Annotated in this window: 22 protein-coding genes and 1 pseudogene; 5 read left to right on the top strand and 18 right to left on the bottom strand. The window is 65.9% G+C overall.

What is annotated here, in order from left to right:
- Positions 1-29: 29 nt before the first annotated feature.
- The 6 genes from ISP20_RS06645 to ISP20_RS06670 form a co-directional block, all read right to left on the bottom strand.
- A complete protein-coding gene (locus ISP20_RS06645) occupies positions 30-740 on the bottom strand; it encodes a hypothetical protein (RefSeq protein ID WP_204635277.1) in 711 nt (236 codons plus the stop codon).
- Between the two features lie 85 nt (positions 741-825).
- Complete coding sequence (locus tag ISP20_RS06650) at positions 826-2,814, bottom strand: ATP-binding protein (protein WP_204635278.1); 1,989 nt, start codon at positions 2,812-2,814, stop codon at positions 826-828.
- A 186-nt stretch (positions 2,815-3,000) separates the two neighbouring features.
- Positions 3,001-3,519: a cupin domain-containing protein gene (locus ISP20_RS06655; protein WP_204635279.1), complete on the bottom strand. Its 519-nt coding sequence runs from the start codon at positions 3,517-3,519 to the stop codon at positions 3,001-3,003.
- Between the two features lie 25 nt (positions 3,520-3,544).
- Positions 3,545-3,934: a VOC family protein gene (locus ISP20_RS06660; protein ID WP_204635280.1), complete on the bottom strand. Its 390-nt coding sequence runs from the start codon at positions 3,932-3,934 to the stop codon at positions 3,545-3,547.
- Positions 3,935-3,964: 30 nt separating this feature from the next.
- Entirely contained in the window at positions 3,965-4,759 is a 795-nt protein-coding gene (locus ISP20_RS06665; RefSeq protein ID WP_204635281.1) for an enoyl-CoA hydratase-related protein, read from the bottom strand.
- Positions 4,760-4,832: 73 nt separating this feature from the next.
- Positions 4,833-5,924, bottom strand: a complete 1,092-nt coding sequence (locus ISP20_RS06670) for an MBL fold metallo-hydrolase (protein ID WP_239535399.1) — start codon at positions 5,922-5,924, stop codon at positions 4,833-4,835.
- 222 nt (positions 5,925-6,146) lie between these two features.
- On the opposite strand from ISP20_RS06670, the gene ISP20_RS06675 reads away from it, so the two are divergent.
- Genes ISP20_RS06675 through ISP20_RS06685 form a run of 3 tightly spaced genes read left to right on the top strand, consistent with a single transcriptional unit; the run spans position 6,147 to position 8,529 of the window.
- Positions 6,147-6,392, top strand: coding sequence for a FeoA domain-containing protein (locus ISP20_RS06675; protein WP_204635282.1), 246 nt, complete (start codon positions 6,147-6,149; stop codon positions 6,390-6,392).
- Positions 6,389-8,233 carry a ferrous iron transporter B gene (gene feoB, locus ISP20_RS06680; protein ID WP_204635283.1) on the top strand — a complete coding sequence of 615 codons (1,845 nt, stop codon included), beginning with the start codon at positions 6,389-6,391 and terminating at the stop codon, positions 8,231-8,233. The genes ISP20_RS06675 and feoB overlap by 4 nt, the downstream gene beginning before the upstream one ends.
- The gene (locus ISP20_RS06685) at positions 8,230-8,529 is read left to right on the top strand and encodes a DUF6587 family protein (RefSeq protein WP_204635284.1); all 300 of its coding nucleotides are present in this window, start codon (positions 8,230-8,232) and stop codon (positions 8,527-8,529) included. The genes feoB and ISP20_RS06685 overlap by 4 nt, the downstream gene beginning before the upstream one ends.
- Positions 8,530-8,533: 4 nt before the next feature.
- Here the strand turns inward: ISP20_RS06685 and ISP20_RS06690 are convergent, their stop codons facing one another.
- The 5 genes from ISP20_RS06690 to ISP20_RS06710 all read right to left on the bottom strand — a co-directional run bounded on the left by ISP20_RS06690 (position 8,534) and on the right by ISP20_RS06710 (position 14,419).
- Positions 8,534-9,442 carry a tetratricopeptide repeat protein gene (locus ISP20_RS06690; RefSeq protein ID WP_239535401.1) on the bottom strand — a complete coding sequence of 303 codons (909 nt, stop codon included), beginning with the start codon at positions 9,440-9,442 and terminating at the stop codon, positions 8,534-8,536.
- A 135-nt stretch (positions 9,443-9,577) separates the two neighbouring features.
- Positions 9,578-10,531, bottom strand: coding sequence for an SRPBCC domain-containing protein (locus ISP20_RS06695; protein WP_204635285.1), 954 nt, complete (start codon positions 10,529-10,531; stop codon positions 9,578-9,580).
- A complete protein-coding gene (locus ISP20_RS06700) occupies positions 10,528-10,884 on the bottom strand; it encodes an ArsR/SmtB family transcription factor (RefSeq protein WP_204635286.1) in 357 nt (118 codons plus the stop codon). The genes ISP20_RS06695 and ISP20_RS06700 overlap by 4 nt, the downstream gene beginning before the upstream one ends.
- 56 nt (positions 10,885-10,940) lie before the next feature.
- Entirely contained in the window at positions 10,941-12,731 is a 1,791-nt protein-coding gene (locus ISP20_RS06705) for a hypothetical protein (RefSeq protein ID WP_204635287.1), read from the bottom strand.
- Positions 12,728-14,419: a molecular chaperone HscC gene (locus tag ISP20_RS06710; protein WP_204635288.1), complete on the bottom strand. Its 1,692-nt coding sequence runs from the start codon at positions 14,417-14,419 to the stop codon at positions 12,728-12,730. Before ISP20_RS06710 ends, ISP20_RS06705 begins: the two co-directional genes overlap by 4 nt.
- Positions 14,420-14,545: 126 nt before the next feature.
- Between ISP20_RS06710 and ISP20_RS06715 the strand changes: the two genes are divergently transcribed.
- Positions 14,546-14,731 carry a hypothetical protein gene (locus tag ISP20_RS06715; protein ID WP_204635289.1) on the top strand — a complete coding sequence of 62 codons (186 nt, stop codon included), beginning with the start codon at positions 14,546-14,548 and terminating at the stop codon, positions 14,729-14,731.
- A gap of 57 nt (positions 14,732-14,788) precedes the next feature.
- Here the strand turns inward: ISP20_RS06715 and ISP20_RS06720 are convergent, their stop codons facing one another.
- The 3 genes and pseudogenes from ISP20_RS06720 to ISP20_RS06730 form a co-directional block, all read right to left on the bottom strand.
- Complete coding sequence (locus ISP20_RS06720; RefSeq protein WP_204635290.1) at positions 14,789-16,396, bottom strand: carboxyl transferase domain-containing protein; 1,608 nt, start codon at positions 16,394-16,396, stop codon at positions 14,789-14,791.
- Between the two features lie 206 nt (positions 16,397-16,602).
- Positions 16,603-16,866 (bottom strand): annotated as a pseudogene (locus ISP20_RS06725) (hypothetical protein); the annotation flags it as partial.
- A 199-nt stretch (positions 16,867-17,065) separates the two neighbouring features.
- Positions 17,066-18,250, bottom strand: a complete 1,185-nt coding sequence (locus tag ISP20_RS06730) for an acetyl-CoA C-acyltransferase (RefSeq protein ID WP_204635291.1) — start codon at positions 18,248-18,250, stop codon at positions 17,066-17,068.
- 228 nt (positions 18,251-18,478) lie between these two features.
- On the opposite strand from ISP20_RS06730, the gene ISP20_RS06735 reads away from it, so the two are divergent.
- Entirely contained in the window at positions 18,479-21,289 is a 2,811-nt protein-coding gene (locus ISP20_RS06735) for an autotransporter domain-containing protein (protein ID WP_239535405.1), read from the top strand.
- Between the two features lie 294 nt (positions 21,290-21,583).
- Here the strand turns inward: ISP20_RS06735 and ISP20_RS06740 are convergent, their stop codons facing one another.
- The 4 genes from ISP20_RS06740 to ISP20_RS06755 all read right to left on the bottom strand — a co-directional run bounded on the left by ISP20_RS06740 (position 21,584) and on the right by ISP20_RS06755 (position 26,865).
- Positions 21,584-22,741, bottom strand: a complete 1,158-nt coding sequence (locus ISP20_RS06740; protein ID WP_204635293.1) for an isovaleryl-CoA dehydrogenase — start codon at positions 22,739-22,741, stop codon at positions 21,584-21,586.
- Positions 22,742-22,828: 87 nt separating this feature from the next.
- The gene (gene yccS, locus ISP20_RS06745) at positions 22,829-24,976 is read right to left on the bottom strand and encodes a YccS family putative transporter (RefSeq protein WP_204635294.1); all 2,148 of its coding nucleotides are present in this window, start codon (positions 24,974-24,976) and stop codon (positions 22,829-22,831) included.
- A 170-nt stretch (positions 24,977-25,146) separates the two neighbouring features.
- Positions 25,147-26,250 carry a Glu/Leu/Phe/Val dehydrogenase dimerization domain-containing protein gene (locus ISP20_RS06750; protein ID WP_204635295.1) on the bottom strand — a complete coding sequence of 368 codons (1,104 nt, stop codon included), beginning with the start codon at positions 26,248-26,250 and terminating at the stop codon, positions 25,147-25,149.
- A gap of 255 nt (positions 26,251-26,505) precedes the next feature.
- The gene (locus tag ISP20_RS06755; RefSeq protein WP_239535407.1) at positions 26,506-26,865 is read right to left on the bottom strand and encodes a hypothetical protein; all 360 of its coding nucleotides are present in this window, start codon (positions 26,863-26,865) and stop codon (positions 26,506-26,508) included.
- Positions 26,866-26,906: the final 41 nt, after the last annotated feature.

Consider the following 26,906-nt stretch of genomic DNA (forward strand, 5'->3'; position numbering starts at 1 on the left):
GCATAGCGCGTTGGCGCCCGGACGGCGCATCACTGCGGCAACCGCTCGGGATGGAACGACTGGATGAAGGGCAGGTACAGCGCCTGCGCCTGCGGCGTGGTCAGGCCGGTCACGGCACTGCCATGCTCGACGGCATGCAGCGTGACGACCTGGCGATCGTTGAACAGCGCCACCGCTTCGGCAGGCCCACGCTCGGTCTGCGCGCTGACGTAGATGACGAACGAAGCCGACGTGGAGGTGGGCACCAGCACGGGTGCATACGCTGGGCCGCCAAGGGTGCCCAGGGATTCGGCATTGGTCCGCATCGGATCGGCCATGCGGGTCAGCATCTCGATCGAAGAGCGCGTCACCGAGCGTTGCATGTCGCGCGTGCGGCGATTGAGGTCTTCCGCGCCTGCGGACGCACCGGTGTCGGCGGGACGGGTATCGGTGATGGAGATTTCGACCTGTTTGCCACCGTCCTGGCCGTAGACCGCGCGAAAGCTGGCAGGCGTGCAATCCCACAAGCGAAAGGGCAGGCCGGCCATGGTGTCCCTGGGAGGCATGGCCTGCGCGAGTGGATGGTCTGCGCACCTGGCCGTGGATGCGGCATCGTCACGGGCCTGTTGCGCGGCATCCGGCGGTGCATGTTCGACGCTCGCGGCCTCGTTGCCTTCGTGCTTGCCGCAGGCAGCCAGCAAGGGGAAGGCGACGAACGCGAGCAGGATCGCCGGTCGTCTTCCACGAAAATGCGTGAGCATGGATTCTCCCCGGACCCGGGCAGCGGCCCGGGTGACGGGGCAAGCGTCGGGATTGCGCTGTCGAGACGGCGTCAATCCAGGCTTTTCAGTCGGCGAAGCGCAACAGCACCGTGTCCGCTTCGACGAAATCGCCCTGGGCCGCATGGATGCTGGCGATGCTGCCGCCGCGTGGCGCCTTCAGGGCCAGCTCCATCTTCATCGCTTCCATCACCAGCAGTTCCTGGCCTTCCTCGACGGTGTCGCCAGCCTGCGCCTTCACCAGCACGATGCGGCCGGGCATGGGTGACACGATCTGGTTGCCGCCCGCGGCCTCTTTCGATGCCCAGGCAAATGCGGGCGCACGTTCGAAGGTATGGCGGAAGCCGTGTGCGTCGTGCACGGTCACTCGCGCCGCATCGATGCGCACCGGCATGCGCACCGCTTCGTCGTCGAATCGCGCGCTCAGTGCATCGTCACCGAGACGTGCACCGCTCACCTGGCACGATGCATCGCCATGGCGAAGCTGGTAGTTGCCGTCGTGGCCGTGCGCTTCCACTTCGTGGCGCTGGCCATGCAGCGACAGCGCCACGATGCGCTTGCCCGCATGGCCTACGCGCCACGCGTCGGCGCGCGCCCAGGGCGAATGCGGGTCGCTGGGGTTCGCGGTGACGTTGCTTTCGTCGTGCATCAGCGAGGCAACGGCAGCGGCAAACAGCACCTGCGTGTCGAGCGCGGCATCGCCCGCGAGAAATTCTTCGAGATGACGATCGAGGTAGCCGGTGTCGATACGGCCTTCGACCACCACCGGGTGGCGCGACAGGCGTTCAAGGAAGGCGATATTGGATTTCGGGCCGACGATCTCGCTGGCCAGCAGCGCATCGCGCAGTCGCTGCAGGGCCTGCGGGCGGTCCACGTCCCACACGATCAGCTTGGCGATCATCGGATCGTAGAAAATCGTCACCGTGTCGCCTTCGATCACGCCGCCATCGAGACGCACGTGGCGCGAAGGGGCGGGCAGGCGCAGCTTCACCAGCTTGCCGGAACCGGGCAGAAAATTCTGGTCCGGATCTTCCGCGTACAGGCGCACTTCGATGGCATGGCCATGTGCCTTGACCTGCTCCTGGGCGAGCGGCAGCGGTTGGCCGGCGGCGATGCGCAGCTGCCATTCGACCAGATCCAGTCCCAGCGTTTCCTCGGTGACCGGATGCTCCACCTGTAGTCGCGTGTTCATCTCCATGAAGAAGAACTCGCCGTCCTGGGCGACGATGAATTCCACCGTGCCCGCGCCGACATAGTTGACCGCCTTGGCGGCCGCGACCGCGGCGGCGCCCATGGCCGAACGGCGCGCGTCGTCGAGGAAGGGCGAGGGCGTTTCCTCCAGCACCTTCTGGTAGCGGCGTTGCGCGGAGCACTCGCGCTCGTTGAGGTGAATGATGTTGCCGTGTGTGTCGCCGAACACCTGGAATTCGATATGGCGCGGATGCTCGACATAGCGTTCGAGGATCACCCGCGTATCGCCGAACGAACTGGCCGCTTCGCGTTGCGCCGACGCCAATGCATCGGCGAACTCCGCTTCGCCGCGCACGATGCGCATGCCTTTGCCGCCACCGCCGGCGGCGGCCTTGATCATCAGCGGGAAACCGGTGCGGCGCGCCTGTTCGGCGAGCACTTCGGCGGCCTGGTCTTCGCCGTGATAGCCAGGCACCAGCGGCACCCGGTGTTGTTCCATCAGCGCCTTGGCGGCCGCCTTGGAACCCATCGCATCGATGCTTTCCGGACGCGGCCCAATGAAAACGATGCCCGCATCGGCGCAGGCGCGAGCGAACGCCGTGTTCTCGGAAAGAAAACCGTAGCCCGGATGAATCGCCTGCGCACCGCTCTTGCGCGCCACTTCGAGGATGGCGTCGCCACGCAGATATGACTCGGTGGGACGCGGGCCGCCGATCGGCCAGGCCTCGTCGGCCAGGCGCACGTGCTGGGCGTTGGCGTCGGCTTGCGAATACACCGCGATGGTGTGGATCCCCAGGCGCCGGCAGCTGCGAATGACACGGCAGGCGATCTCGCCACGGTTGGCAATGAGTACACGCTCGAACATGCGGCTTCCGGGGACGGTGCGAAGCTGCCAAAACTAGCAGATTGGCGCGTTGGAGCCGATGCGCGGCGCAGCATGGTCTCTCGGAAAGCCTGTAGGAGCGCACCCTGTGCGCGACGGCCCGGCGGAGAGGCGACCCTCAGCTCCGCGGTCGCGCACAGGGTGCGCTCCCACAGGTGGGCGAGGGCGCTATTCGCCGTCCCAGTAGCCCACCTGCATATCCGCGCGCGTCACCATCCGGAAGCCCCGCGGCGAACCATCGGCGGCTGGCGGGTAGTCGGCCAGGATGCCGATCTTGCCGGTATCGGGGTATTCGCAGATCTCGGGCGATTCCTTGGTGCTCACCGCGAGGTAACGCAGCTGGGTGGTGCCGGTATTGATGATCTGGTGCGCCTTCTCCGGGCCGCCAGGCGGGCAGGCGATCACGTCGCCTGCGCGGATCGGATAGCGTTCCTCGCCGATGCGCACTTCGCCGCTGCCTTCGATGATGAAGAACATCTCCTCGTTGACCCGATGGCAATGCAGCGGAAACGCACGCTTGCCCGGCGGCACGGCGGTGATGTTGTAGCCCAGCTTCTTCGCGCCGATCTGCGCGGAAAAGCGGCCCATGTGCGCCTCGAAACGATCGGCGGTTTCGCCGCTGGGACCCATGCCGGGCGGAAACGGTTGCAGTTCGACATCGGCAATATTGATGATCGGATGCGTCATGGCGTGATGTCCGTGGGTGGGCGGGTTATTCCGGCGAATGACAGACCGCTTCGATGTTGTGGCCATCCGGATCGAGCACGAAGGCGCCGTAGTAGTGCTCGTGGTAGTGCGGGCGAAGACCCGGTGCGCCGTTGTCGGTGGCACCGGCTTCGAGCGCGAGGCGATGAAACGCCCTCACGGCGTCGCGATCGGGCGCGGTGAACGCCACGTGCACACTGCCGGAGTGGGCGTTGTGCGAGGTGCCGATCCAGAACGTCGGGCGGCCATGCATGCCGAAGCCGCCGTGCGATCCGTCACCGGTCTGCTCCGCCGTCACTTCCATCACCAGTTCGCCGCCCAGCGGGGCAAGCACGCTGCGATAGAACTCGCGGCTGCGTTCGTAGCCGGACACCGCCAATCCAACGTGATCGATCATCGCCTTGCTCCCTCGTGAAGTCGTGCGCGGTCAGCTCGCCACCGACCAGGCTGCCGGACGCTTGGACAGGAACGCGCCCAAGCCTTCCTGGCCTTCTTCCGATACTCGCAGGCGGGCGATCAAGGCCGCGTTTTCGCGATCGATCGCCTCGGCGTGCGCCTCGTCGGCACCGGCCATGCGTAGTGCCAGCTGCTTGGCGTGTGCCTGCGCGATCGGGCCGGCCTTGGAAAGCAGGGCCAGCGCGGTCTCGACGGCATCGTCCAACTGTTCCGCCGGCACGCACTGGTGCAACAGGCCGATCTGCAGCGCGGTGGGCGCGTCGAACAACTCGCCGGTGACGAACAGGCGACGCGCCTGGCGCAGGCCGATCGCATGAATCACGTACGGCGATATCACCGCGGGCACCAGGCCGAGCTTGACCTCGGTGAGGCCGAAGCGGGCGGAGTCCACGCCGATGGCGATATCGCAGCACGCAACCAGTCCTACGCCGCCGCCATAAGCCGCGCCGTTGACGCGGGCGATGGTGGGCTTGGGCAGGTATTGCAGCGTGCGCATGAGCGTGGCGAGGCGCAGCGAATCGGCACGGTTCTCCGCTTCGCTGGCGCTGGCCATGCCACGCATCCAGTTCAGGTCGGCGCCCGCGGAAAAGCTGGCGCCTTCGCCGCTCAGCACCACGGCGCGCACGGCGTCGTCCTTGCCGGCGTCCTGCAGTGCCGCGGTCAGTTCCGCGATCAGGCCGTCATCGAAGGCGTTGTGCACCTGCGGACGATGAAGCGTGATGCGGCGAACGCTGCCGTGGTCGGCCATCTGGATGCTGCGGGTCATGGAAAGCTCCGGCTGGGGAGCGCCATCGTAAACCCAACCATCCCCGGCGGCTCGTGCGCCGGGGACAACCGCCTCAATCCTTGGCCGGCAGCACCAGGAATTCGGCCGCCTGGCGGGCGCATCCCTTCGATCGCTGGGCGCTTATCTCGCGCCACCAGGGTTCCACTGATTCGAACCTCGTGGGTTCGATCACTTCGCCCAGGCGCGGCATCACCAGGCCTTCGGGCACCCTTGCCAGCAGTACTTCCGCCGGCTCCGCCCAGGGATGCATGGCGAGATTGAAGGTGCCCCAGTGCACCGGCAAAAAGCGTCCGCTGCCCAGCTGCCGCCACGCGCTGATGGCGTTGTCCGGTCCCAGGTGCACGCTGCCCCAGGAAGGATGGAACGCGCCCACTTCGATCATCACCAGATCGAACGGCCCCAGCCGCTGGCCGATTTCGCTGAAGTGCGGCGACAGGCCGGTGTCGCCGCTGAAGAACACCGAGTGACGTTCGCCGCGCAACACGAACGACGACCACAAGGTGGCGTTGCGATCATGCAGGCTGCGCCCGGAAAAGTGATGCGACGGCGCGGCGGTGAGGGTGAGTCCGCGTGGCAGCGTGTGGCTTTCCCACCAGTCGAGTTCGACGATGCGCTCGGCGGGCACGCCCCATGCCTCCAGGTGCACGCCCACACCCAGCGAGGTGATGAAGGGCACCTGCAGCTTGGTGAGCTCGCGAATGCTCGGATAGTCCAGATGATCGTAGTGATCGTGCGAGATCAATACGGCATCCAGCGGCGGCAGCGCGGCGATATCCACCGGCACCGGCTGGAAGCGCTTCGGTCCCATGAACGAGAACGGCGAGGCGCGCTCGCCCCACACCGGATCGGTGAGCACGCGCACGCCGTCGATTTCCAGCAATACGGTGGAATGTCCCAGCCAGGTGGTGCGCAAGCCGGTATCGACCGGACGCGTCCAGGCGGCGCGCGGGTCGAGCGAGGGCAGCGGCCGCGAGGGCGTGCGTCCTTCGCCGCGGAAGATGAAATCGACCAGCGACGGTTTGTCGTCCACGGCCCGTCGCGTGCTCGCCGGATAGGTGTTGACGAAGCCTTCGCCCGCATATTGCGCGGACGCTTGCATGCGTTCGAGTCGTAACCCGTTCGCGTGGCGGGCGAATAAAGCCATGTGGACCTCGGTATCGATGGGGTTGGACATCGCAGGGTGTTGCGCGATGGCCTGCCTGATTGCTATCGGGGCAGTGATCGTCACTTCCAAGGCGGCCGTGGCGATGGCGGTTCAGCTCCATGTTCTTGCGGTAACCGGCAGGCAACGGCGGCGTTGAACCGCGCTGCAGTCCCCGGATGCCTCATGTACAATGCGAACCATTCTTATTTAAGTTGGTGACCAGTGCGCCTGTCCGACCTTCCGAAAGGGGCTACTGCCGTGGTGGACCGAGTGGATGATGCTCACGCTTCCGACCCGATCGCGCAGCGTTTGCGCGACCTGGGGTTCGTGGCAGGCGAGCCGGTTCGCGTGGTGGCGCAGGGCCCGCTGGGAGCGGATCCCTTGCTGATCCAGATCGGTTCCACGCGTTTCGCGTTGCGCCGCAAGGAGGCCGAGCGCGTGCGGGTCCAGTCGGAGAACGCTGGATGAGTGCAGGCACGCTGCGCATTGCCCTGGTCGGCAATCCCAACTGCGGCAAGACCGCATTGTTCAACCAGCTCACCGGCGGTCGCCAGAAAGTGGCGAACTATGCGGGCGTCACGGTGGAGCGCAAGGAAGGCCGCTTCACCGCCCCTTCCGGCCGCGTGCTGCAGTTGCTCGATCTGCCCGGCACGTACAGTTTCGACGCCACCAGTCCCGACGAGCAGATCACCCGCGACGTGCTGGAAGGCAACTATCCGGGCGAAGCCGTTCCCGATCTGATCGTGTGCGTGGCCGACGCCACCAACCTGCGCCTGCATCTGCGCTTCGTGCTGGAAGTGAAGCGGCTGGGTCGTCCCGTGGTGCTGGCGCTGAACATGATGGATGCCGCACGCCGTCGCGGCATCGTGATCGATGTGCCGGAACTCTCGCGCCGCCTCGGCCTTCCCGTGGTGGAAACCATCGCGGTGAAACGCGACGGCGTCACCGCGCTGATTGCACAGGTGGACGGCGAGATTCCCCAGGCTTCGCCCGCGCAGTCGGACGATGCCGAAAGCCGCGCCGATCTGCACGCCCAGGTACGCGAGCTGATGGCCGCTGCCGTGACGATGCCGCGTGCGACGGCGGAGATCGACGACGCACTCGATCGCTGGGCCCTGCATCCGGTGTTCGGGCTGGCGATTCTCGCGGTGGTGATGTTCCTGGTGTTCCAGGCGGTGTACGCGGCAGGCAAGCCGATGACCGACCTGATCGGCGACGGCTTCGGCTGGCTCGGCGAGCACGCCACCGCGTGGATGCCGGCCGGACCGCTGCAGAGCCTGCTGGTCGACGGCGTGTTCGGCGGCCTGGGCACGGTGATCGGCTTCCTGCCGGAAATCCTGGTGCTGTTCTTCTTCATCCTGGTCCTGGAAGAGTCGGGCTACCTGCCGCGCGCCGCCTTCCTACTCGATCGCCTGATGGTCTCGGTGGGGCTCACCGGGCGCTCGTTCATCCCGCTGCTTTCCAGTTTCGCCTGCGCCATCCCCGGCATCATGGGCACGCGCAGCATCACCGATCCGCGCGACCGGCTGTCGACCATCCTGGTGGCGCCGTTGATGACGTGCTCGGCGCGGCTGCCGGTGTATGCGTTGTTGATCGGCGCCTTCATTCCCACGCGTCGCGTCTTCGGCATCTTCAACATGCAGGGCCTGGTGCTGTTCGCGCTGTACGCGGCCGGCGTGCTGGGTGCGATGCTGGTCGGCTGGGTGATGAAGAAGATGCGCCGCGATCGCAGCGAGCACGCGCTGCTGATGGAGTTGCCGTCGTATCGCCTGCCCAAGCCGCGCGACGTGGCGCTGGGCCTGTGGGAACGCGGCACGATCTTCCTCAAGCGCCTGACCGGCATCATCCTCGGCCTGACGGTGCTGATGTGGTTTCTCTCCACCTTCCCGTCGCCGCCCGCAGGCGCCACCGGTCCGGCCATCGATTACAGCTTCGCCGGCTACATGGGGCGCGGCCTGCAATTCATCTTTGCGCCGCTGGGCTTCAACTGGCAGATCAGCGTGTCGCTGATTCCCGCCTTCGCCGCGCGCGAAACCGCCGTGGCGGCGCTCGCCACCGTCTATGCAGTGGGTGGTGAGGGTGCCGAGGGCGCTGGCCTGGCGCAGGCACTGGCGGCCAACTTCTCGCTGGCCAGCGCGCTGTCGCTGCTGGTGTGGTTCGCCTTTGCGCCGCAGTGCATGTCCACCCTGGCGGTGATCCGCCGCGAGACCAACTCGTGGCGCAACGTGGGCATCTCGTTCGGCTACATGTTCGTGGTGGCGTACATCGCTTCGTTTCTCACGTACCAGATCACGAGCTGGCTGACATGAGTACCGGCCTGCTGCTGCAGTACGTGATCATCGGCGTGATCGTGCTGGTCAGCGCCTGGATCACCCTGCGCAAGCTGGCGCCGAAACTGACCAGCCGTTGGCTGGCCTCGCTGGCCCTGCGGCTCGACCGCAAGCAAAGCGCCGCGTGGCAGCGTGCGCTGGCGCATCGCCTGCAGCCCAAGCAGGCCACCGGCAATTGCAGCGACGGTTGCGATACCTGCGGTGCCTGCGGCCCCAAACCGCCGGTTGCTGCGCGCGACGTGCAGCCGCTCGAATTCCGTCCGCGCAGCAAGTAGCGGCTTACTGCCGGTTCCCCGGCAGCTCCATCGGCGGATTGATCTTGTGCGTCGCCGGATCGTCCGGTTTGACCGGCGTGAGAATGCCGACCGTCACCGAGCCCGAGAGCAGATACGAGGCGAACTTCGGATCGTACGGATCATCGCTGGCGCGCAATTGTTCGTAGGCGATCACGCCATCCGTCTGATGCACGCCGGTGATTTCGCCTGCGGTAAAGGCTTCCATGCCACCCATGCCGACGTCGTAGCTGATCGGCGATTCGTGACTGTTCTTGCCGGTGGTGCCGCCCACGACGAGGTGCGTTGCCGCCGAACCCACGCGGGAACCAGTCGCCGAGATCAGCACTTCACGCCAGCGTGCTTTCGCACGCACCAGTGCGGTGGCGTCGCCGTAGGTCGGCAGCAATTCGCGCCAGATCACGTTCGCCTGCTCGAACTGTTCCGGGGTCATGTGTGCGTAGAGCAGTTGTTTGGCGTAGACGTACTGCGTTTCGTTGCGCTCGGCAGCCAGCGCGAACCAGGCCATGGCACGCGGCAGATCCACCGGTGAACCGTGGCCGTTGAGATACATCACGCCCAGGTTGTATTCCGCCGGTTTGTACGCCCACGATGCGGCCACTTTGTACATCGCGATGGCATGCTCGTAGTCGTGCTTCTGGTTGGCCAGCGCGCCCAGGTAGAAAAAGTATTCGCCCGGACGGCCATCGTCTTCCGGCCGGTTGAACGGATCGGTGCGGCTGGTGGGAACGTCGGGCGTGGCGTGGTAGCTCACCACCTTCGGCGGCGGCGCCTGCGTGTCGATGGGAATGGTGGGCAGCGTCGTGTCCGTGGCGTGCAGGGTGGGGCAAAGCCACAACCCGGCCAGCAATATCGCGGAGAACGGAGCCTGCATCAGGTGATTTCGCACAGTCATGGCGACACCTCGCGTGGTCTGCCGGGGTGGGCAGCAGCACGAAATTACTCCCAACCAGGGCGCCGTTCAATCGCAGGTTGCCGGCTGGCGCAGCGCAGGAATGCGTGCCGGCAACCTATGCAGGCGCTGGTCTTTTCAGCCTTGGGAGAGCTGTTCGTAGCGCGACAGGAGATGGCTGAAGACCGGCCAGAACGGCTGCGGCAAATGGCCGTCCAGACGATCCGCCAGGATGTTCAGATGGGTGTGCCAGCCGCCGCTGACGCCGGCGACGTCGGTGGGCTTGAGTTTGCAGTGGGTCACCGTGAGCCGCACCTGTTCGCCGGAGCGGGCCAGCTCGAAACTCACTTCCGAAGAATCCGGCTCGTCGCCCCAGCTGATCGCAAGCAGGGTCGGCGGCTGGCAGGCGAGGACGCGGTGATGGGTGGTCTTGCCGGCCGTGATCGAGGCGAATCGCGGCGGGGGCGCGACCGGCGTCTGCGACAGCTGGGCGTGATCGAAGCGCAGCTGGAATTCGCTGCCCACGCGTTGCTCCATCGCGCCGCTGCCCAGCCACTGCGCGCGCTTGTCCGAGTCGGTGAGATACGACCACACGCGCTCGATCGGGCCAGGCAGCAGGCGCTCGAAACGTGCGGTGTCCGCGGCGAGCAATTGGCGCGAGGGATCGCGCTGCAGACGTGTGTCGAGCTTCCCCAGGATGTCGCCCCAGCCTTCCTGCGTGGCGTCGGCCCATTCCGGCAATACGTCTTCGTGCAGCAGGCTCAGCTCGCACCCGTAACCCACGGGCACGATGTCGATGCTGACTTTGGTATAGGCCTCGGAATACTTGGGCACGGCAAAGGTGAAGACGAGCCGCCGCGGCCGGTCGATTTCCAGGTACTCGCCGACGTGCTCGACGTCCTCGCCATCGCGCCGGTCGGTGAAGCAGAAGCGACCGCCGACGCGGGCGTCGATGTCGACTTTCACCATCTCCCCGTTGGGCGCGGAATACAGCCAGCGGCCGGCGGTGGCGGGATCGAGCCAGGCGTCGAAGACGCGCTCGGGGCTGGCGTCGAAATGGCGGGAAATGCGCAGGGTACGTAGCGTGCTCATCGCGGCTTACCTTTGGGTGGGGCGCCGTCCTCGGCCTTGAGCAAGGCCTCCAGCGCATCGAGTTTGAGGTTCCAGAACTGCTCGTAGAAGCGCAGCCATTCGTCGGCGGCGGCGAGCGGTGCCGGTTCCAGGCGGCAGATATGGGTGCGGCCCTTGACCAGGCGGCGGACCAGGCCCGCGCGTTCGAGCACTTTCACATGCTTGGAGGCCGCGGCCAGCGACATCTCGAACGGTGCGGCCAGCTCGCCGATATTGCGGTCGCCGTCGGCCAGGCTGCGCAGCATGGCGCGGCGGGTGGCGTCGGTGAGGGCCTGGAAGACAGTGTCCAGCGAAGGTGTCAGATGATCAACCATAAGGTTGAATATCCTACTGCTTCGGGTGAATGTCAACCGTTTGGTTGAATGAGCGCTTAGTTGGGCTCAAAAGAGCCGAGGGGCGCTCGAGCGAGCGGGTGCAAGCGCAGTCGCCCGCGTTGGCACCACAGGTCTGCGCCCCAGGCGGCCAATGCCGGCAATGCCATCAAGGGCCCCCAGTGCAGCGATATCCAGAGGGCGATCAAGAACACGGCATCGGGCACCGACGACCAGCGCGACCGTTCCTGCTTGGGAGGCAACGGATTGCGCGCGCGAAACCGGCCATAGGCCAGCGACGCCGCCGACAAGAGCAGACATGTCGTCACGACATGGTTGCCACCGGCCCACCCTATGAAAAGCCCGAAGCCGCAAAACGCCGGCACGAACAGCAGGCGGAGCCACGGCCGCGGTCGCATCGGCTCCTCGGGTTGGCGTTGCCAGAACAACAGGGCCAGGAAGGCCAGGTAAGCGGCCCAAGTGGCGGTGATCGCCACTGCAGCGATGAGCAGGCTGGCGGAACCCGGCTCACCGTAGGGCTCTTGAAGAACGACGAACCACAGTGCGTCCAGTACGCCACCGAGCAGCAACAGGATCGCGCAGCGGATGGCCCCGATCAGCACGCGCGGACCGGATACCAGGTGGCGACTCGCTGCCGCAATGCAAAAGCGCACGAGCTTCGGATCGATCGTCAGCGGAAGTCGGGCCGGGTTGCCTTCGGACAGGCGCCACAGGAACAGGCCGAGCGCGGTGGGCAGGCCCGGCACCAGTGAGGCCAGCACGATCCACCAGCCGTGAAAGGGGCGCCGTACCCAGCGAAGGTAGCGCCCGGCTTTCTTCTCTTCGCCGAAGGGCTTCTTGGCGTCGCGTACGCGCACGGCGAGCCTGGGCGCATTCTCGGCGAGCATCAGCCAGCGAATTTCCAACTGGCCGGGCAGGTCTTGTAGGGAAACACCCTGGCTTGCAGCCAGTTCCGGCAGCCGGAAATAGTGAAACAGCGCCAAGGCAGAGCCCGCAGGCAACGGTGGGCGCTCGCGCACCACCAGTTCCAGCAGCTCCCGCGCGAGTGGTTCCCTTGCCCTCCAGGTCCGCAGCGACGGTTGCGCGTGGAGGGCCGCGGCGACGGGTTCAAAAGCATGGTTGCGCGCGAACGCGCAGAACCACCGAAAAACCGTTTCGGCATTCAGCGCCGCGGGGTCGGTGTTCCATGCAGCCACCGCAGGCTCGAAACGTGTTATCAGCGCATGGCACTCGTCGAGATTCTTGCGCAGCTGTTGAAGCTTGAAGGGATCCAGCCCGGACAAGGCGTGGTCGAGACCGAAGAATTGCAGCATCGCGTCGAAACCGTCGGCGTTGACCGGCGGTTGATCGCGGAACAGCATGCGAATCACCGCCTGTCCGGCCTCCTGCTGCACGCTCAGCGACCACAGCTCAGGCTGTTCGCGCAGCCAGCGGGACAGGTTGGCCGCATCAGCCTTCATGGCGAGATCGATACACGCGCTTGCAAAGCCCTCGGCGTCGAATGGTGCAGGCTTCTGCAAGGCCTCTGCTCGTGCATCGTCGAACTGCACGACATGCCATGCGGGGCCGGTGGCCGCGGCAGGCGGAAGCGATAGGTCTTCGTCGGCCAATGTGGGAGGCGACGTCTGCACGCCGTCAGTGGCAGTGGCGGTGCGTTGAACCTCCTGCCGGCAGCATGCCAGTGCCGCCTCGTATCGCTCCCGCAATTGCTGGAAGCCTTCGGGATCGATATCGGGGCGGGTGTCCTTGAGCCGCTTGGCATAGGCGCGTTTCAGCGCACGTTCGTCCGCCTCTTCAGGCAGGCCGAACCATGCCAGCGGCGTGGTCACGCCTGCGCTTCCAGCGTGTCGAGCGCCTCGCTCAATTGGCGGCGATGCTCGCGGATCAGGTGTTCATCCTGTGTGTCGAGCACATGGCGGAACCGGGCGATCCACTGCTGCAGCTGCGCGCGCGCGGCGATGTATTCCTCATAGAGCCGTTCGGCGCGCGCGAGCATGGCGATGTTTTCCTGCTTCTCGCGCGGATGGATCTTGATGCTTGCCAGCGCCTGCAAACGCGAACGGATTTCCGTCGGCGAGAGCAATCCCGGATTCTGTTCCAGGACCAGCTCGTGGCGCTCCTGGGTGGCAAGGATCGTCGCCTCGACCTGCAAGACGCCGTTGACGTCGTAGGTGAAGCGCAGGCTTACGGCATTCTCGTTCGCGCGTCGTTGCGGGGTGAGCGGCACCTGCAATTCACCCAGCTTGATGTTGTGGTCCGCCATGGGGTGTTCGCCCTGGTAGACCTCCAGCGTGAGCTTGGTCTGATTGTCGCGAAAGGGCTGGAACGTTTCCTCGCGGCTTACCGGCACCGTGCTGTTGCGGTGGATGATCGGCGCGAAGAAGCCGGCCTGCTCGCGTCCCTGTTCGTCGGGGTGCGACACTTTCGTGCCGAGCGTGTAGGGGCATACATCGGTGAGAATCACTTCTTCCAGTCGCTTGTCCCGCAACTTCAGGCCCGCCGATACGCATGCCCCCAGCGCGATCGCTTCGTCCGGGTTCACGTGCCGCAGCGGCAGACGCCCGAACATGCGCGAGACCAGTCGCGGTACCAGCGGCATGCGGCTCGCGCCGCCGACCAGCACGATTTCGTCCAGTTGGGCCGGCTGCAGGCGTGCGTCGCGCATGGCGCGTTCCAGCGGGGTGCGGATGCGATGCACCAGCGGTTCGGCCAGGCGCGCAAAGCGCTCCTCGTCGATCTGCCAGTTGAGCGTCCGTTCGCCGTGGCGCCACTCCACCGCCACGCTCGCATTGGCGCCGAGGTCGCGCTTGGCCTGTTCCAGGCGGCGGCGCAGTTGCCCGCGCTCCTGTGGCGTCAGCGCATCCATGGACAACTGGTGTTCGGCGCAGAAGGCGGTCTGCAGCACGTCGAGAAAATCCTCGCCGCCGAGGAAGTTGTCGCCGGCGCTCGCATGCACTTCCACCACGCCGTCGAACATTTCCAGCACCGACACGTCGAACGTGCCACCGCCGAGATCGAACACGAGGAAGCGCGAACCATCGCGGTTTTCCTGCAGGCCGTAGGCGAGGGCGGCGGCGGTGGGTTCGTTGATCAGGCGTTCGACGCGGATGCCGGCCAGTTCGCCGGCCGCGCGGGTGGCCTTGCGCTGCGCATCGGAGAAATAGGCCGGCACGCTGATCACGGCTTCGGTCACTTTCTCGCCGGTGGCCGCTTCGGCGTCGGCAATCAGCGAGCGCAGGATCAGCGCCGAGAGTTCCTCGGGCCGGAACGTGTGGGTGCCCAGACGCGTTTCGCGCGGCGTGCCCATCCAGCGCTTGAAAGTGGCGACGCTGCTGTCCGGATGGCTGACCATGCGATCGCGCGCGGCGCGGCCGACGATCACGTGGCCCTGGTCGTCCACGCTGACCACCGACGGGGTCAGGTAGTCGCCCAGCGCATTGGGAAACAGGTGCGGGCCTTGCTCTCCGTACGTGCCAATCAGCGAATGCGTGGTGCCCAAGTCGATGCCGACGATCATCCCTGCCAAACCCCCTGAAAATCTTGCCGGAGTGTACACGCGGAACCGGCGCGCCCGCCCTGTGCTTGCGCCAGCGCGGCTGAGACGATTCGCGGCTAGAATCCGCCCATTGCCCAGGAGCCACCCATGCAGCACACGCCCAATGCCGAGACGGCCGTGCCCGACGGCGACCTCTCCGACGTCACCATCTCGCCCACGCATGTCCACCATCCCGTTGGCCATAACGTGGCCGATACGCTGGATATCGCCGGACACGACGAAGTGGATCACGAGACCGCCTTGCGCGAGTCCTCGTTGCGCGTTCCGCGCTGAATCCTTCCAGGCTTGCCCTCGTTTCGCCTGTCCCGATGGCCAGGCGAACGGTGACGCTTACATGCGGAACACGCCGTAGCGCTGCGGTTCGATCGGCGCGTTGAGCGAGGCGGAGATCGCCAACCCCAGCACCCGGCGCGTATCGGCCGGATCGATGATGCCGTCGTCCCACAGGCGAGCGCTGGCGTAGTAGGGGTGACCCTGGCGTTCGTACTGGTCGCGGATGGGCGCCTTGAACGCCTCTTCCTCTTCCGCGCTCCACGTCTTGCCGCCGGCCTCGATGCCGTCGCGACGAACGGTGGCCAGCACCGAGGCGGCCTGCTCGCCGCCCATCACGCTGATGCGGGCATTCGGCCACATCCACAGGAAGCGTGCGCCGTACGCGCGGCCGCACATCGCATAGTTGCCGGCGCCGAAGCTGCCGCCGATCACCACGGTGAACTTGGGCACGTGCGAACAGGCCACGGCGGTGACCATCTTGGCGCCGTCCTTGGCGATGCCGGCGTTCTCGTACTTCTTGCCCACCATGAAGCCGGTGATGTTCTGCAGGAACACCAGCGGCACGTTGCGCTGGTTGCACAGCTCGATGAAGTGCGCGCCCTTGAGCGCGGACTCGGAAAACAGGATGCCGTTGTTGGCGATGATGCCCACCGGGTAGCCGTGGATATGCGCGAAGCCGCAGACCAGCGTCTTGCCGTAGCGCGCCTTGAATTCGTGGAACTCCGAGCCGTCGACGATGCGTGCGATCACTTCGCGGATGTCGAACGGGCGGCGATGGTCCTGCGGAATCACCCCGTAGAGTTCGTCGGCTGCATACAGCGGTTCGGACGGCGCGCGCAGCGCCAGCGGCATGTCCTTCTTGCGGTTGAGGCTGGCCACGATGTCGCGCGCGATGGACAGCGCGTGCGTGTCGTTCTCGGCATAGTGGTCCGCCACACCCGACACGGACGTATGGACGTCCGCACCGCCCAGCGCCTCGGCATCCACCACCTCGCCGGTCGCTGCCTTCACCAGCGGCGGGCCGCCCAGGAAGATGGTGCCCTGGTCGCGCACGATGATGGTCTCGTCGCTCATCGCCGGTACGTAGGCGCCGCCCGCGGTGCACGAGCCCATCACCACGGCGATCTGCGGAATGCCCAGGCCGGACATGCGCGCCTGGTTGTAGAAGATGCGGCCGAAGTGCTCCTTGTCGGGAAACACTTCATCCTGCAGCGGCAGGAAGGCGCCGCCGGAATCGACCAGGTAGACGCAGGGCAGGCGATTTTCCAGCGCCACTTCCTGCGCGCGCAGATGCTTCTTCACCGTCATCGGGAAATAGGTGCCGCCCTTGACGGTGGCATCGTTGGCGACCACCACCACCTCGATGCCGTTGACCCGGCCGATGCCGGTGATGATGCCGGCGGCGGGCGCCGCATCGTCGTACATGCCGTGCGCGGCCAGCGGCGACAGCTCGAGGAACGGCGAACCGGGGTCGAGCAGGGCGCGGATGCGTTCGCGCGGCAGCAGCTTGCCGCGGGCGGTGTGCTTCTCGCGGGCCTTCTCGCCACCGCCTTCGGCACCGCGGACCAGTTCGCGCTGCAGATCCTCCACCAGTCCCTTCAGTTGCGCGCTGCTGGCCTGGAAGTCCGGAGCGCGGGGATCGATCTGCGACGCGATGACACTCATGGGCTAAGGCTGCCGTTGGTGGGGAGTGTCGATGATAGCGGCCCAAGGCCAAGGGCTAAATCGGCGTCGCAGCATGGCCAGGCCTGCCAAATCGCAGGCACAAAAAAAACCGGCCGCCAGAGGTGGCCGCGGCTTTTCACAGGCACAAAAAAACCGGCCGCCAGAGGCGGCCGGTTTCCAGAAGTACACGAGTGTACTTAGTGACCAGCGGTCGAAGCAGCAGCCGGAGCAGCAGCGGTCGAAGCCGGGGTCGGCGCCGGCTGTTCGGCCGGAGCAGCAGCGGTCGAAGCCGGAGCAGCGGCCGGAGCCTGGTCTGCCGGAGCAGCAGCAGCCTTCTGAGCCTGGTCAGCAGCCTGCTGAGCCTGGTCAGCCGACTTCTGAGCGTCCTGCGCGGAATCCTGCGCGCCGTTGCTGCAAGCCGCCAGCAGCGCGACGAGCGCAGAGGCGAGAAGGGTACGCGTGAACTTCATGGTGAATCTCCTTTGCCGTGGAATGCCGTTTGGCGGGCGTATTAATAGCGCTTTCGTGGGAAATGCGCCACATCTTTGTCTTAAACAGCCAAAAATCGGTTAACCCCGCTTTCATCGGCGGTCTTGAGCTAGGGAATGTTCTGATCCATGCCGCCAGGGCGGCATGCGTCCAGAACGCCCCCGGCCGCCGCCGAAGGCGTCAGTCGATCAGCTCGACCGCCAAGGCCGTCGCTTCGCCACCGCCGATGCACAGCGAGGCCACGCCGCGCTTGAGGCCACGAGTCTTCAGCGCATTGATCAGCGTCACCACCACGCGCGCACCGCTGGCGCCGATCGGATGACCCAGCGCGCAGGCGCCGCCATTGACGTTGATCTTGTCGCGCGTGATGCCGAGTTCGTGCATGGCCGCCATGGGAACCACGGCGAAGGCTTCATTGACTTCGAACAGGTCGACGTCGCTCACCTTCCAACCGGCCTTCTCAAGCACCTTGTGCAACGCGCCCACCGGTGCCGTGGTGAACCACTCCGGCTCCTGCGAGTGGGTGGCATGCGCCACGATGCGGGCCAGCGGCTTGAGGCCGCGCGTCTTGGCATCGTCGGCCGACAGCAGCACTAGTGCAGCGGCGCCATCGGAAATGCTGGAGGAGCTGGCCGCCGTGATGGTGCCGTTTTCCTTGCGGAAGGCGGGCTTCAGCGACGCGATCTTGCTGGTATCGGAACGACCCGGCTGCTCGTCGGTGTCGACCGTGACATCACCCTTGCGGCTGGATACGGTGACCGGCACGATTTCGCCGGCAAACGCGCCGTTCGCCTGCGCAGCCTTGGCGCGATCGACCGATTCCTTCGAATAGGTGTCCTGCGCCTCGCGGGTGAAGTGGTACTTGTCCGCGCACAGTTCGCCGAACACGCCCATGGCCTTGCCATCGTACGGGTTGGTCAGGCCGTCCCACGCCATGTGGTCGACCAGCGTGCCGTCGCCATAGCGGATGCCCGAACGTGCATTGACCATGTGCGGGGCGTTGGTCATCGATTCCATGCCGCCGGCGACGATCACCGAGGCCGAGCCGGCCTTGATCAGGTCATGGCCCAGCATGATGGCCTTCATGCCCGAACCGCAGACCTTGTTGACCGTGGTGCAGCCCGCGGCCACCGGCAAGCCGGCGGCCAGCGATGCCTGGCGGGCGGGCGCCTGGCCGAGGTTGGCCGGCAGCACGCAGCCCATGATCACTTCGCTCACATCGGTGGCAGCCAGTCCGGACTGCTCCAGCGCGGCACGAATGGCGGTGGCACCCAGCGTGGGGGTGGGAACGCCGGTGAACTGGCCGAGGAAGGAGCCGATGGCAGTGCGCTTGGCACCGACGATGACAACGCTGACGTCCGACATGGAGATCTCCGCAAATACTTATGGGCGAGGCCCGGGTTAGCTTTTCAATTATCGCAGCCCCCCATCGGCCGGGGCAAACCGGGCGGAATTACGATGCTTACGGGGCTTTGGCGGCAATTAGTTGCGATTTCGTTGTGCAAAGATGGTGGCGCGCGGGAGAACTTCCAGGGGCGCGCATCACAACTTAGGGACGATCGTGAGCGAGGGCGGGGGCTTATGAGTATGGGGATGCAACCTTTGCAGCATCGGCGCGGTGCCGTGCTGGTATGGCTGGCTTTGGGTCTGAGCGCATGCGGTGGCGGCGGTGGCGGTGGCAACACCCGGCCGACGCAACCTCCGCCGCCATCGACGCCGCCACCGCCCTCGTCCTCCACGGTGCCGCAGCCGCCCATCGATGCCCAGCTCAATCTCACCAACACCTATGCCGCGCACACCGCCGGCTACACCGGTGCGGGCGTCACCATCGGCATCGTCGATACCGGCGTCACTTCCACTCATCCGGCGCTCACGGGCCGGGTGGTGAAGGAACTGACCTACGTCAATCCGTCCACCAACAATCTCAATGTCGACGACGTCAACGGCCACGGCACCTACGTGGCGGAAATCGCCGCAGGCAAGCCGTTCGGGAAGTTCGCGGGCGGCATCGCCACCGGCGCCAATATCGTGTCGGCGCGCATCATCAGCGACAGCGCGCCCGACGACAACGGCTCCGCGCCGCCGTCCCCGGTGACCGCGTCCGATGCGGTGCCGCTGGGACAGGTCAACGCGGATCTCATCGGCAACAACGTCAAGGTGATGAACAACTCCTGGGGCGGCATCAGCTGGAACAGCAGCGACACCGCCACCACCAAGGGTTTCCACGACGCCTATAGCCCCTTCATCAACGGCTGGGGCGGGCTGGTGGTGTTTGCCGCGGGCAACGATTCGCAGGCCAATCCCAGCACCATCGCCGCACTGCCCAGTCTTGCGCCCGATCTGCAGAAGGGCTGGCTGACCGTGGTGGCCACCAACAGCAACAACCCCAGCCAGTTGGAGAGTTATTCCAACCAGTGCGGCATCGCCATAAATTATTGCCTGGCGGCGCCCGGCGACGTGATCGTGAGCGGCAAGAGCGATACCAGCACCGCCAACGAAACGTACTGGATCGTCGAGGGCACCTCGCTCTCGGCGCCGCAGGTGTCCGGTGCAGCGGCGCTGGTGTGGCAGGCCTATCCGTATTTCAGCAACGATCTGGTGCGCCAGACGCTGCTGGGTACGGCCGACCCGCTGGGCGGTTCGCAGCCCAATCCCACCTTCGGCTATGGCGAACTGGATGTCGGCAAGGCGGTCAATGGACCGCAGCAATTCAACTGGGGCGACGTCACGGTCAGCTTCAGCGGCAGCTCCAACTGGAACAACCCCATTTCCGGCGCCGGCGGCCTGATCAAGCAGGGCACCGGCACGTTGACGCTGACCCAGCCGTCGAGCTTCACCGGCTTGACCCAGGTGCAGGGCGGCATGCTGGTGGCCAAGTCGCTGGCATCGAGCGTGAGCATCGGCGCGCAGGGCGTGTTGAGTGGTACGCCCGCGATCGGCGGCTCGGTGACCAACGCCGGCGTGCTGGCGGTGGGCAGTTCCGATGTCACCATCGGCGGCAATTACACGCAGCAAGGTGCGGGTCGACTCGCCGTGTCGCTGGGATCGGCATTGCGCGTCACCGGCACGGCGGCGCTCAACGGAGGCGACCTCTACGTCACCGGCATCAATCAGGGCTATACGGCCAATGCGCATACCGATGTGCTGACCGCCAATGCCGGACTCTCCGGCACGTTCTCCTCGCTCAACCCGGCCACCGGTGTGCTGCTGAGCGCGACGTTCGGTTACAGCAGTACCGAGGCCTGGTTGAACGTGAGCCAGGTGCAGGCCACGGCCGTGACCGGCATGACCTACACGCCGGCATCGTTCGGCGCGGCCCAGCGCATCGATGGTGCGTTCAACCAGATCAACACGCAGGTCGGTTCCGGCACGACGGTGACAGGCGGCCCGTTGCCTACCTCGTTCATCAACGGCGCGGCGAGCCTGCAGCAGACCGCCACGGTGAGCGCGTTGCAGCAGTCCCTGAGTTCGCTGTCGGGGCAGCTGCACGCCGCCAGCGCCGCCATGACGTTCGATGCGATGGACGCCGGCACGCGTGCGCTGTCCAAGCGCTTCGACCAACTGGGCGACGTCTACAGCACCGGCGGGTGGACGCAGACGCTCGGCAGCTACGGCAGCATGAACCGTAGCGGCTACGACAGCGTGGGCTACGACCTCAACGGCTGGATGGTGGGCCAGGATCGCCGCCTGGGCAGCAACGGCGTGCTTGGTTTCGCGGTCAGCCAGAGCCAGGACCTGGGACGCCTCGACGAATTCGCCGACCAAGGGCACAGCCGCTCGGTGGAAGGCATGCTCTACGGCGGCTTTGTGCAGAATCAGTGGTATGCGATGGGCCGCCTGGGCGTGGGCTCGTACCGCGAGGACATGCGCCGCCACCTGGAACTGGGCAGCGATATGGAAAGCGTGGCCAGCGATACCAACGGCAGCTACAACATCGCCTATGGCGAAAGCGGTTACCGCATGGAGTTCGGTGGCGTGAACGTCACGCCTTATCTGAACCTGCAGTACGCGAACATCCGTACCGATGGATTCGATGAACTGGGTGGCGCCGGTTTTGGATTGAAGGCCGACGGGCAGAACATCGAGCGCTGGCAGGGCGGCGCTGGCTTGCGTGCGGGACGCGACTGGTCGTTCTCGGGAGGCAGCCGCCTGAGCTTGCAGGCGCATCTGCTATGGCAACGCGCCTTCAGCATGCGCGGCGATGTGCTGGATGCCAGCTTCGCGGTACTCAACCAGTGGGCGCCGGTGGGCGGCATCGGCTTGTCGCGCTATGGCGGCGAGGCGGGCGTGAGCCTGGACTGGACGATTTCGCGCCGTTCGAGTCTGTCGTTTGGGATGGATCAGTACGTGGCTGAGCGGGAGCACGGGCAGATGGATACGTTGGCCTATCGGCTGTCGTTCTGAGTGTGCCTTTGCTAGCTCGTCATCCCGGCGTTTAAAGCCGAGGCTCGCTTCGCATGGGAGGTCCTGGCTCGTTACCCGGCGCGCGCTTTTCTGTGGGAGCGCACTTGTGCGCGACTGCGGAGCTGGGATGTATGGCTCGGTCGGCTTGTCGCGCACAAGTGCGTTCCCACAGGAGCCCGTCTGCTCCCATGCACGCCACTTCTCCCTCTCCCCGCCGGGGAGATGGTTGGGGTGAGGGGCCGATCTTGCGAACGGGTTAGAAGTGCGTGGTCGCTTCTTGGAAGGCGCGAGCCATCACGCCTTGCCGTGAAACAACTCACGCCCGATCAGCATGCGCCGGATTTCGTTCGTGCCGGCGCCGATCTCGTACAGCTTCGCATCGCGCAACAGACGGCCCGCGGGAAACTCATTGATATAGCCGTTGCCGCCCAGCGTCTGAATCGCTTCCAGCGCGACCTTCACCGCGTTCTGCGAAGCATTGAGCAGGCACGCGGCAGGGTCGATGCGGGACTTCACGTTGTTGTCGAACTGCTGCGCGACCATATAGGCGAAGCCGCGCGAGCTCTGCAGCGCGGTGTACATGTCGGCGATCTTCGCCTGCATCACGCCGAACGTGCCGATGGGGGCGTTGAACTGCTTGCGTTCGCGCACATAGGGCAGCGAGATGTCCAGCGCGGCCTGCATCAGGCCGATGGGGCCGCCCGACAGCACCAGGCGTTCGGTGTCGAGGCCGCTCATCAGCACGCGCACGCCTTCGTTGACCTCGCCGACGATGTTCTCCTCGGGGATCTCGCAATCCTCGAACACCAGTTCGCAGGTGTTGGAGCCGCGCATGCCGAGCTTGTCCAGCTTCTGCGCCGTGCTGAAACCCTTCATGCCTTTTTCGACGATGAAGGCGGTCATGCAGCGGCTGCCTGCAGGACGTGGCGCGGTGCGCATGTAGACCAGCAGTACGTCGGCATCCGGGCCGTTGGTGATCCACATCTTGGAGCCGTTGGCGACCCATACGTCGCCTTTCTTCTCCGCCTTGCAGGTCATCGAGCCGACCACGTCCGAACCGGCACCCGGCTCGCTCATCGCCAGCGCGCCGACGTATTCGCCCGAACACAGCTTGGGAATGTACTTGCGGCGCTGCGCTTCGTTGCCGTTGTGGAAGATGTTCTGCACGCACAGGTTGGAATGCGCGCCATAGGAAAGGCCGACCGAACCGGAGGCGCGCGAAATCTCCTCCATCGCCACCAGGTGCGCGAGGAAGCCCAGGCTGCTGCCGCCGTATTCCTCGGGGATGGTGATGCCGAGCAGGCCCATCTCGCCGAACTTGCGCCACAGGTCGGCCGGGAAAAGGTTTTCGCGGTCGATGTGGTCAGCGCGAGGAGCGATCTCTTTTTCGGCGAACGCGTGCACGCTGTCGCGCAACAGATCGATCTCTTCACCCAGTGGGAACGGACGCATGCCTTGAAACTCCACCATCACAGAAGGCCTCTATGGTACTGCGCGGGCCTTAACAAGCCGTTGCGCGACGCACAAGGCCTGCAGCAATCACGACGCGCTCAAGGAGTTCGCCAGCTCGGCCAGACGGTGGCGTTGGGCAAGGATCTGTGAAAGCTGGCCCAGTGCCAGTCGGGCGGTGTCGTCGTCGGCGCTGGCGGCGAAGGGTTCCAGCAGCGCGGTGTCCTCGGCGCTGGCCTGCGCGGCGAGGCCATGGGCAAGCGCATCGCCCAGTTGTGCCAGTGCCTCGATGGCCGTGGCGCCCGCACGCGTCACGGCGTCGCGTGCCTGCGGCGATTCGATGACCTTACGGTTGGCGCCGAGCGCAGAGAGTTGCCCCAACAACGCGTGGGCGGCCGAAAGAAAGCGCAACAGCGTTTCGCTGCCGCGCCGATGTTGCCCGGGCTCGCGCAGCATATTGGCGAGTACCGCACTCAGTGCCGCGTTGGCGTTGTGTGCGTTGCGACGAGCAATGCGATAGTCCAGGTCGTCGCGGCGGCCGCTGGCGTACTGGACGATGATGCGTTCCAGGTAACGCGCGTCGCTGCGCACGGTGTCGGCCAGCACGTCGTCGAAGCGACGCCCTTGCCAGTCGGGCAGCACGAAGCGCATGGCGAGCGCGGCAATGGCGGCACCGATCAAGGTGTCGAGCAGACGCGGCAACATCACGGCGTAACCGTTGCTCACCTGGTTGAAACACAGCACCACGAACAGCGTGATGGCCGCGGTGGCGATGCTGTAGCGCCGATGCCGTGCAGCGAAGAACACCACGCCCGCGCAGATCATCAGCGGCATCTGCCACGGACCGAACGGCAGCAGCTTGAGCGTGGCCCAGCCGAGCACGAGTCCGGCCACCGTGCCGGCCACGCGTTGCAGCAGGCGCAGGCGCGTGGCGCCATAACTCGGCTGGCAGACCAGCAGCGTGGTCAGCAGGATCCAGTAACCATGGCCCGGATGCATCGCGTGCACCACCGCATAGCCCACCAGCAGCGCACACGACAGGCGCAACGCATGGCGAAAGCGGAACGAACGCGGCGTCAGCTGGAGGCGGATGCGATCCCAGCCGTCGGCCAGCGACTGCGGGCCGGGGTCCTGCAGCTCGGCTTGGGCGCCACCGCGCCATTCGTGCGGTATCTGGCCCGCCAGTTGCTGCTGGATCGCCGCGATGTTCCGCACCAAGGCATCGACCGCACGCAGCAGCTCGACGGCTGGCGGATGGGGCTGCGCACGCAAGGCGTCGACGGCGTTAAGGAGGTCGGCCACGCTCGCCTCGCTGGCGGCATTCGGCGACGGCGTGCTGCGCATGCGCAGCGCATCGGCACGCTGGCGGCAGCTGCGCGCTTCCATGCGCAGGACATGTTCGCAGCGGAACAGCACGTCGCTGTGGAACAGCGCGTCGGCCAGTGCATCGTAGGGGTAGTGGGCCGAACTGATGCGTTCGTGGATATCCTGCGCGATGAGGTACAGCTGCAGTCGCGTGGCGGTGGCTCCGCGCGGGCGGCGGGCGCCGATCCGGTCGACCAGCACCAGCCGCGTGTCGTTGAGCGCTTCCACCACGCGTTCGTTCTGCATGGCCAGCGACCACTGCATGGCTTCGCGATCCATCCCGTGCACGGGCGTGAACATCGCCGCCTTGCCTTCCAGGTAATCGGCCAGCGCATCGAACAGCCGTGCCAGCGACAGGCGCACGGCTTGTTGCGGCGCCAGCACGCTCCATAGCAGCGAGAGCGCCCCATACCAGGCGGCGCCGGCCAGCAGCAGCGAGGGTTGATACCACCATGGGCCGGCGTGTGCCTGATCCGCGCCGATCATGCTGTAGACCGCGAGCAGCAGCGTGGCGCCGGCCACCGTCGCGTAGCGCTCGCTGGCCGCGCCGAGCATCACCAGCGCGAACGTGGACAGCGGCAGCCCGACGGCGAACAGCAGGGGATAGGGAAACAGCCATTGCACCGAGAACGCCGAGATGGCGAAACAGGCGAGCGTCAGCAGCAAGGTGGCGAGGCGGTTGCGCCAATGGTCTTCGGTCTCCGCCAGCGCGCAGGCAATCACGCCCAGCAGGGCCGAGACCACGGCATCGATATGGCCGGTGGCGAAGCACCATGCCACCACGCCCGTCAGCGCGAGAAAAACCCGTATGCATTCGGCATAACGGTCAGAGCCACGCAGGCGGCGCCATCGGTAGGCAAGGGAAGCAAGCATGGTCGAAGCATACGATGCTGCAGGCCTTTTCTGTGGGAGCGCACTTGTGCGCGACGGGTTTTCGCGAAGCCGTCGCGCACAAGTGCGCTCCCACAAGGGTGCGGTTGCCTGTGGGGCAACGAAAAACGCCGGCACAAGGCCGGCGTTTTCATCGAACGTGCTGCGAGTGCTTACTGACCGCGCATGCGACCGGCGAAGCGCGGGCCGTGGTGGCCCATGCTCGGCAGCTTGATCTTGCCGATCGCTTCGATGCGCTCTTCGGCCAGACGGTCGGCCGCCTTGTAGGTCGGCACGCCTTCGGTCTTGGAGATTTCGAAGATGCGGCCCAGGTTGTAGTAGATGGTGCGCATCATGCGCATCGCACGCTCGCGGTTGTAACCGTCGATTTCCAGCGACACGTTCATCACGCCGCCGGCGTTGACGGCATAGTCGGGCGCGTACAGCACGCCGCGACGCTGCAGTTCGTCGCCGATGGCGTCGGTGGCCAGCTGGTTGTTGGCCGCGCCGCAGATGATCTTGGCCTTGATGCGGTCGATCGTCTGCTCGTTGAGCGTGCCGCCCAGCGCGCAGGGCGAGTACACGTCGGCGTCGACGTCGTAGATCTCGTCCAGGCCCACGGCTTCGCAGCCCAGTTCATCGACGCAGCGCTGCACGGCATCCTTGTTGATGTCGGTGACGAACACCTTGGCGCCCTGTTCGCGCAGCAGCTTGATGAACTCGCTGCCCACGTGGCCGCAGCCCTGCACGGCGTAGCTGTACTTGCCCACGTCTTCGTTGCCGTGCCTGACCTGCAGCGCGGCCATCAGGCCCTGCAGCGTGCCGAACGCGGTGAACGGCGACGGGTCGCCCGAGCCGCCGTGCACCTGGTGCACGCCGGTCACGTATTCGGTTTCACGGAACACGTATTCCATGTCGTTGACGTCGATGCCGACGTCTTCGGCCGTGATGTAGCGGCCATGGAGCGAGTTGACGAACAGGCCGAACGCGCGGAACAGCGCCTCGGACTTGTCCTTGCTCGGATCGCCGATGATCACCGCCTTGCCACCGCCCAGGTTCAGGCCGGCCACGGCGTTCTTGTAGGTCATGCCGCGCGACAGGCGCAGCACGTCGTTCACCGCGTCCTGCTCGGTCTTGTACGGCCACATGCGCAGGCCGCCGAGCGCAGGGCCCAGCACCGTGTTGTGGATCGCGATGATGGCCTTCAGGCCAGCGTCCTTGTTGTGGCAGAAGACGACTTCTTCGTGACCCGTTTTGGCGATGGTTTCAAAAATCATTGGAACGGAAACTCCAAGTTGTGTGCCCGGGGACGGCACGCCGGAATGGAGGCGGGAACGGTCCAGCGCGGCCCCGCCAAGGCTGAAAACGCCTGAAACTCAAACGCCCCAGCAGGGCTGGGGCGATGAATCGAGTTCCCAATTCTAATACGCGGCGGGGGAACACTGGTGCCGCGGCGCATCAAAGCGTGGCCGTACGGCCTTGCGAGCCCACTGGCGACGCCGGCGAAACGGCGTCGCCACGGCGGTTGCGGCTTAGCCCTGCGCCCACACGCCGACACTCAGGTGCCAGCCGTCGCCGCGCTGCACGTAATGCGGGTGCACATAGTGGTAGCCCGGACGTGCCGGCTCCCAATGGCCGTGCATGGCGATGTACTTGCGGCCGTTCCAGTGCCAGTAGCCGCGGGCCCAGATGTAGCCGGGGCGGGGCGCGGGTTCTTCCTCCACCAGCACGGTCGGCGGCGCCTGCGGGGCAATCACTTCGACGTAGCCGGGCGCCGGCTGTTCCACCACCACGGGGCGGCGGCGGGGAGCGGGCTGCTCCACCACGCAGCCGGCGGCAAGCAAGGTGACGGCGGCGAGCGCGGCGAGACGAATCGAGCTGGACATCGACATGGATGAAGTGGCCTCTATGGAATGAAAGGAAGGTGCGGCGC

Source organism: Dyella kyungheensis (assembly GCF_016905005.1).
Lineage (GTDB): Bacteria > Pseudomonadota > Gammaproteobacteria > Xanthomonadales > Rhodanobacteraceae > Dyella > Dyella kyungheensis.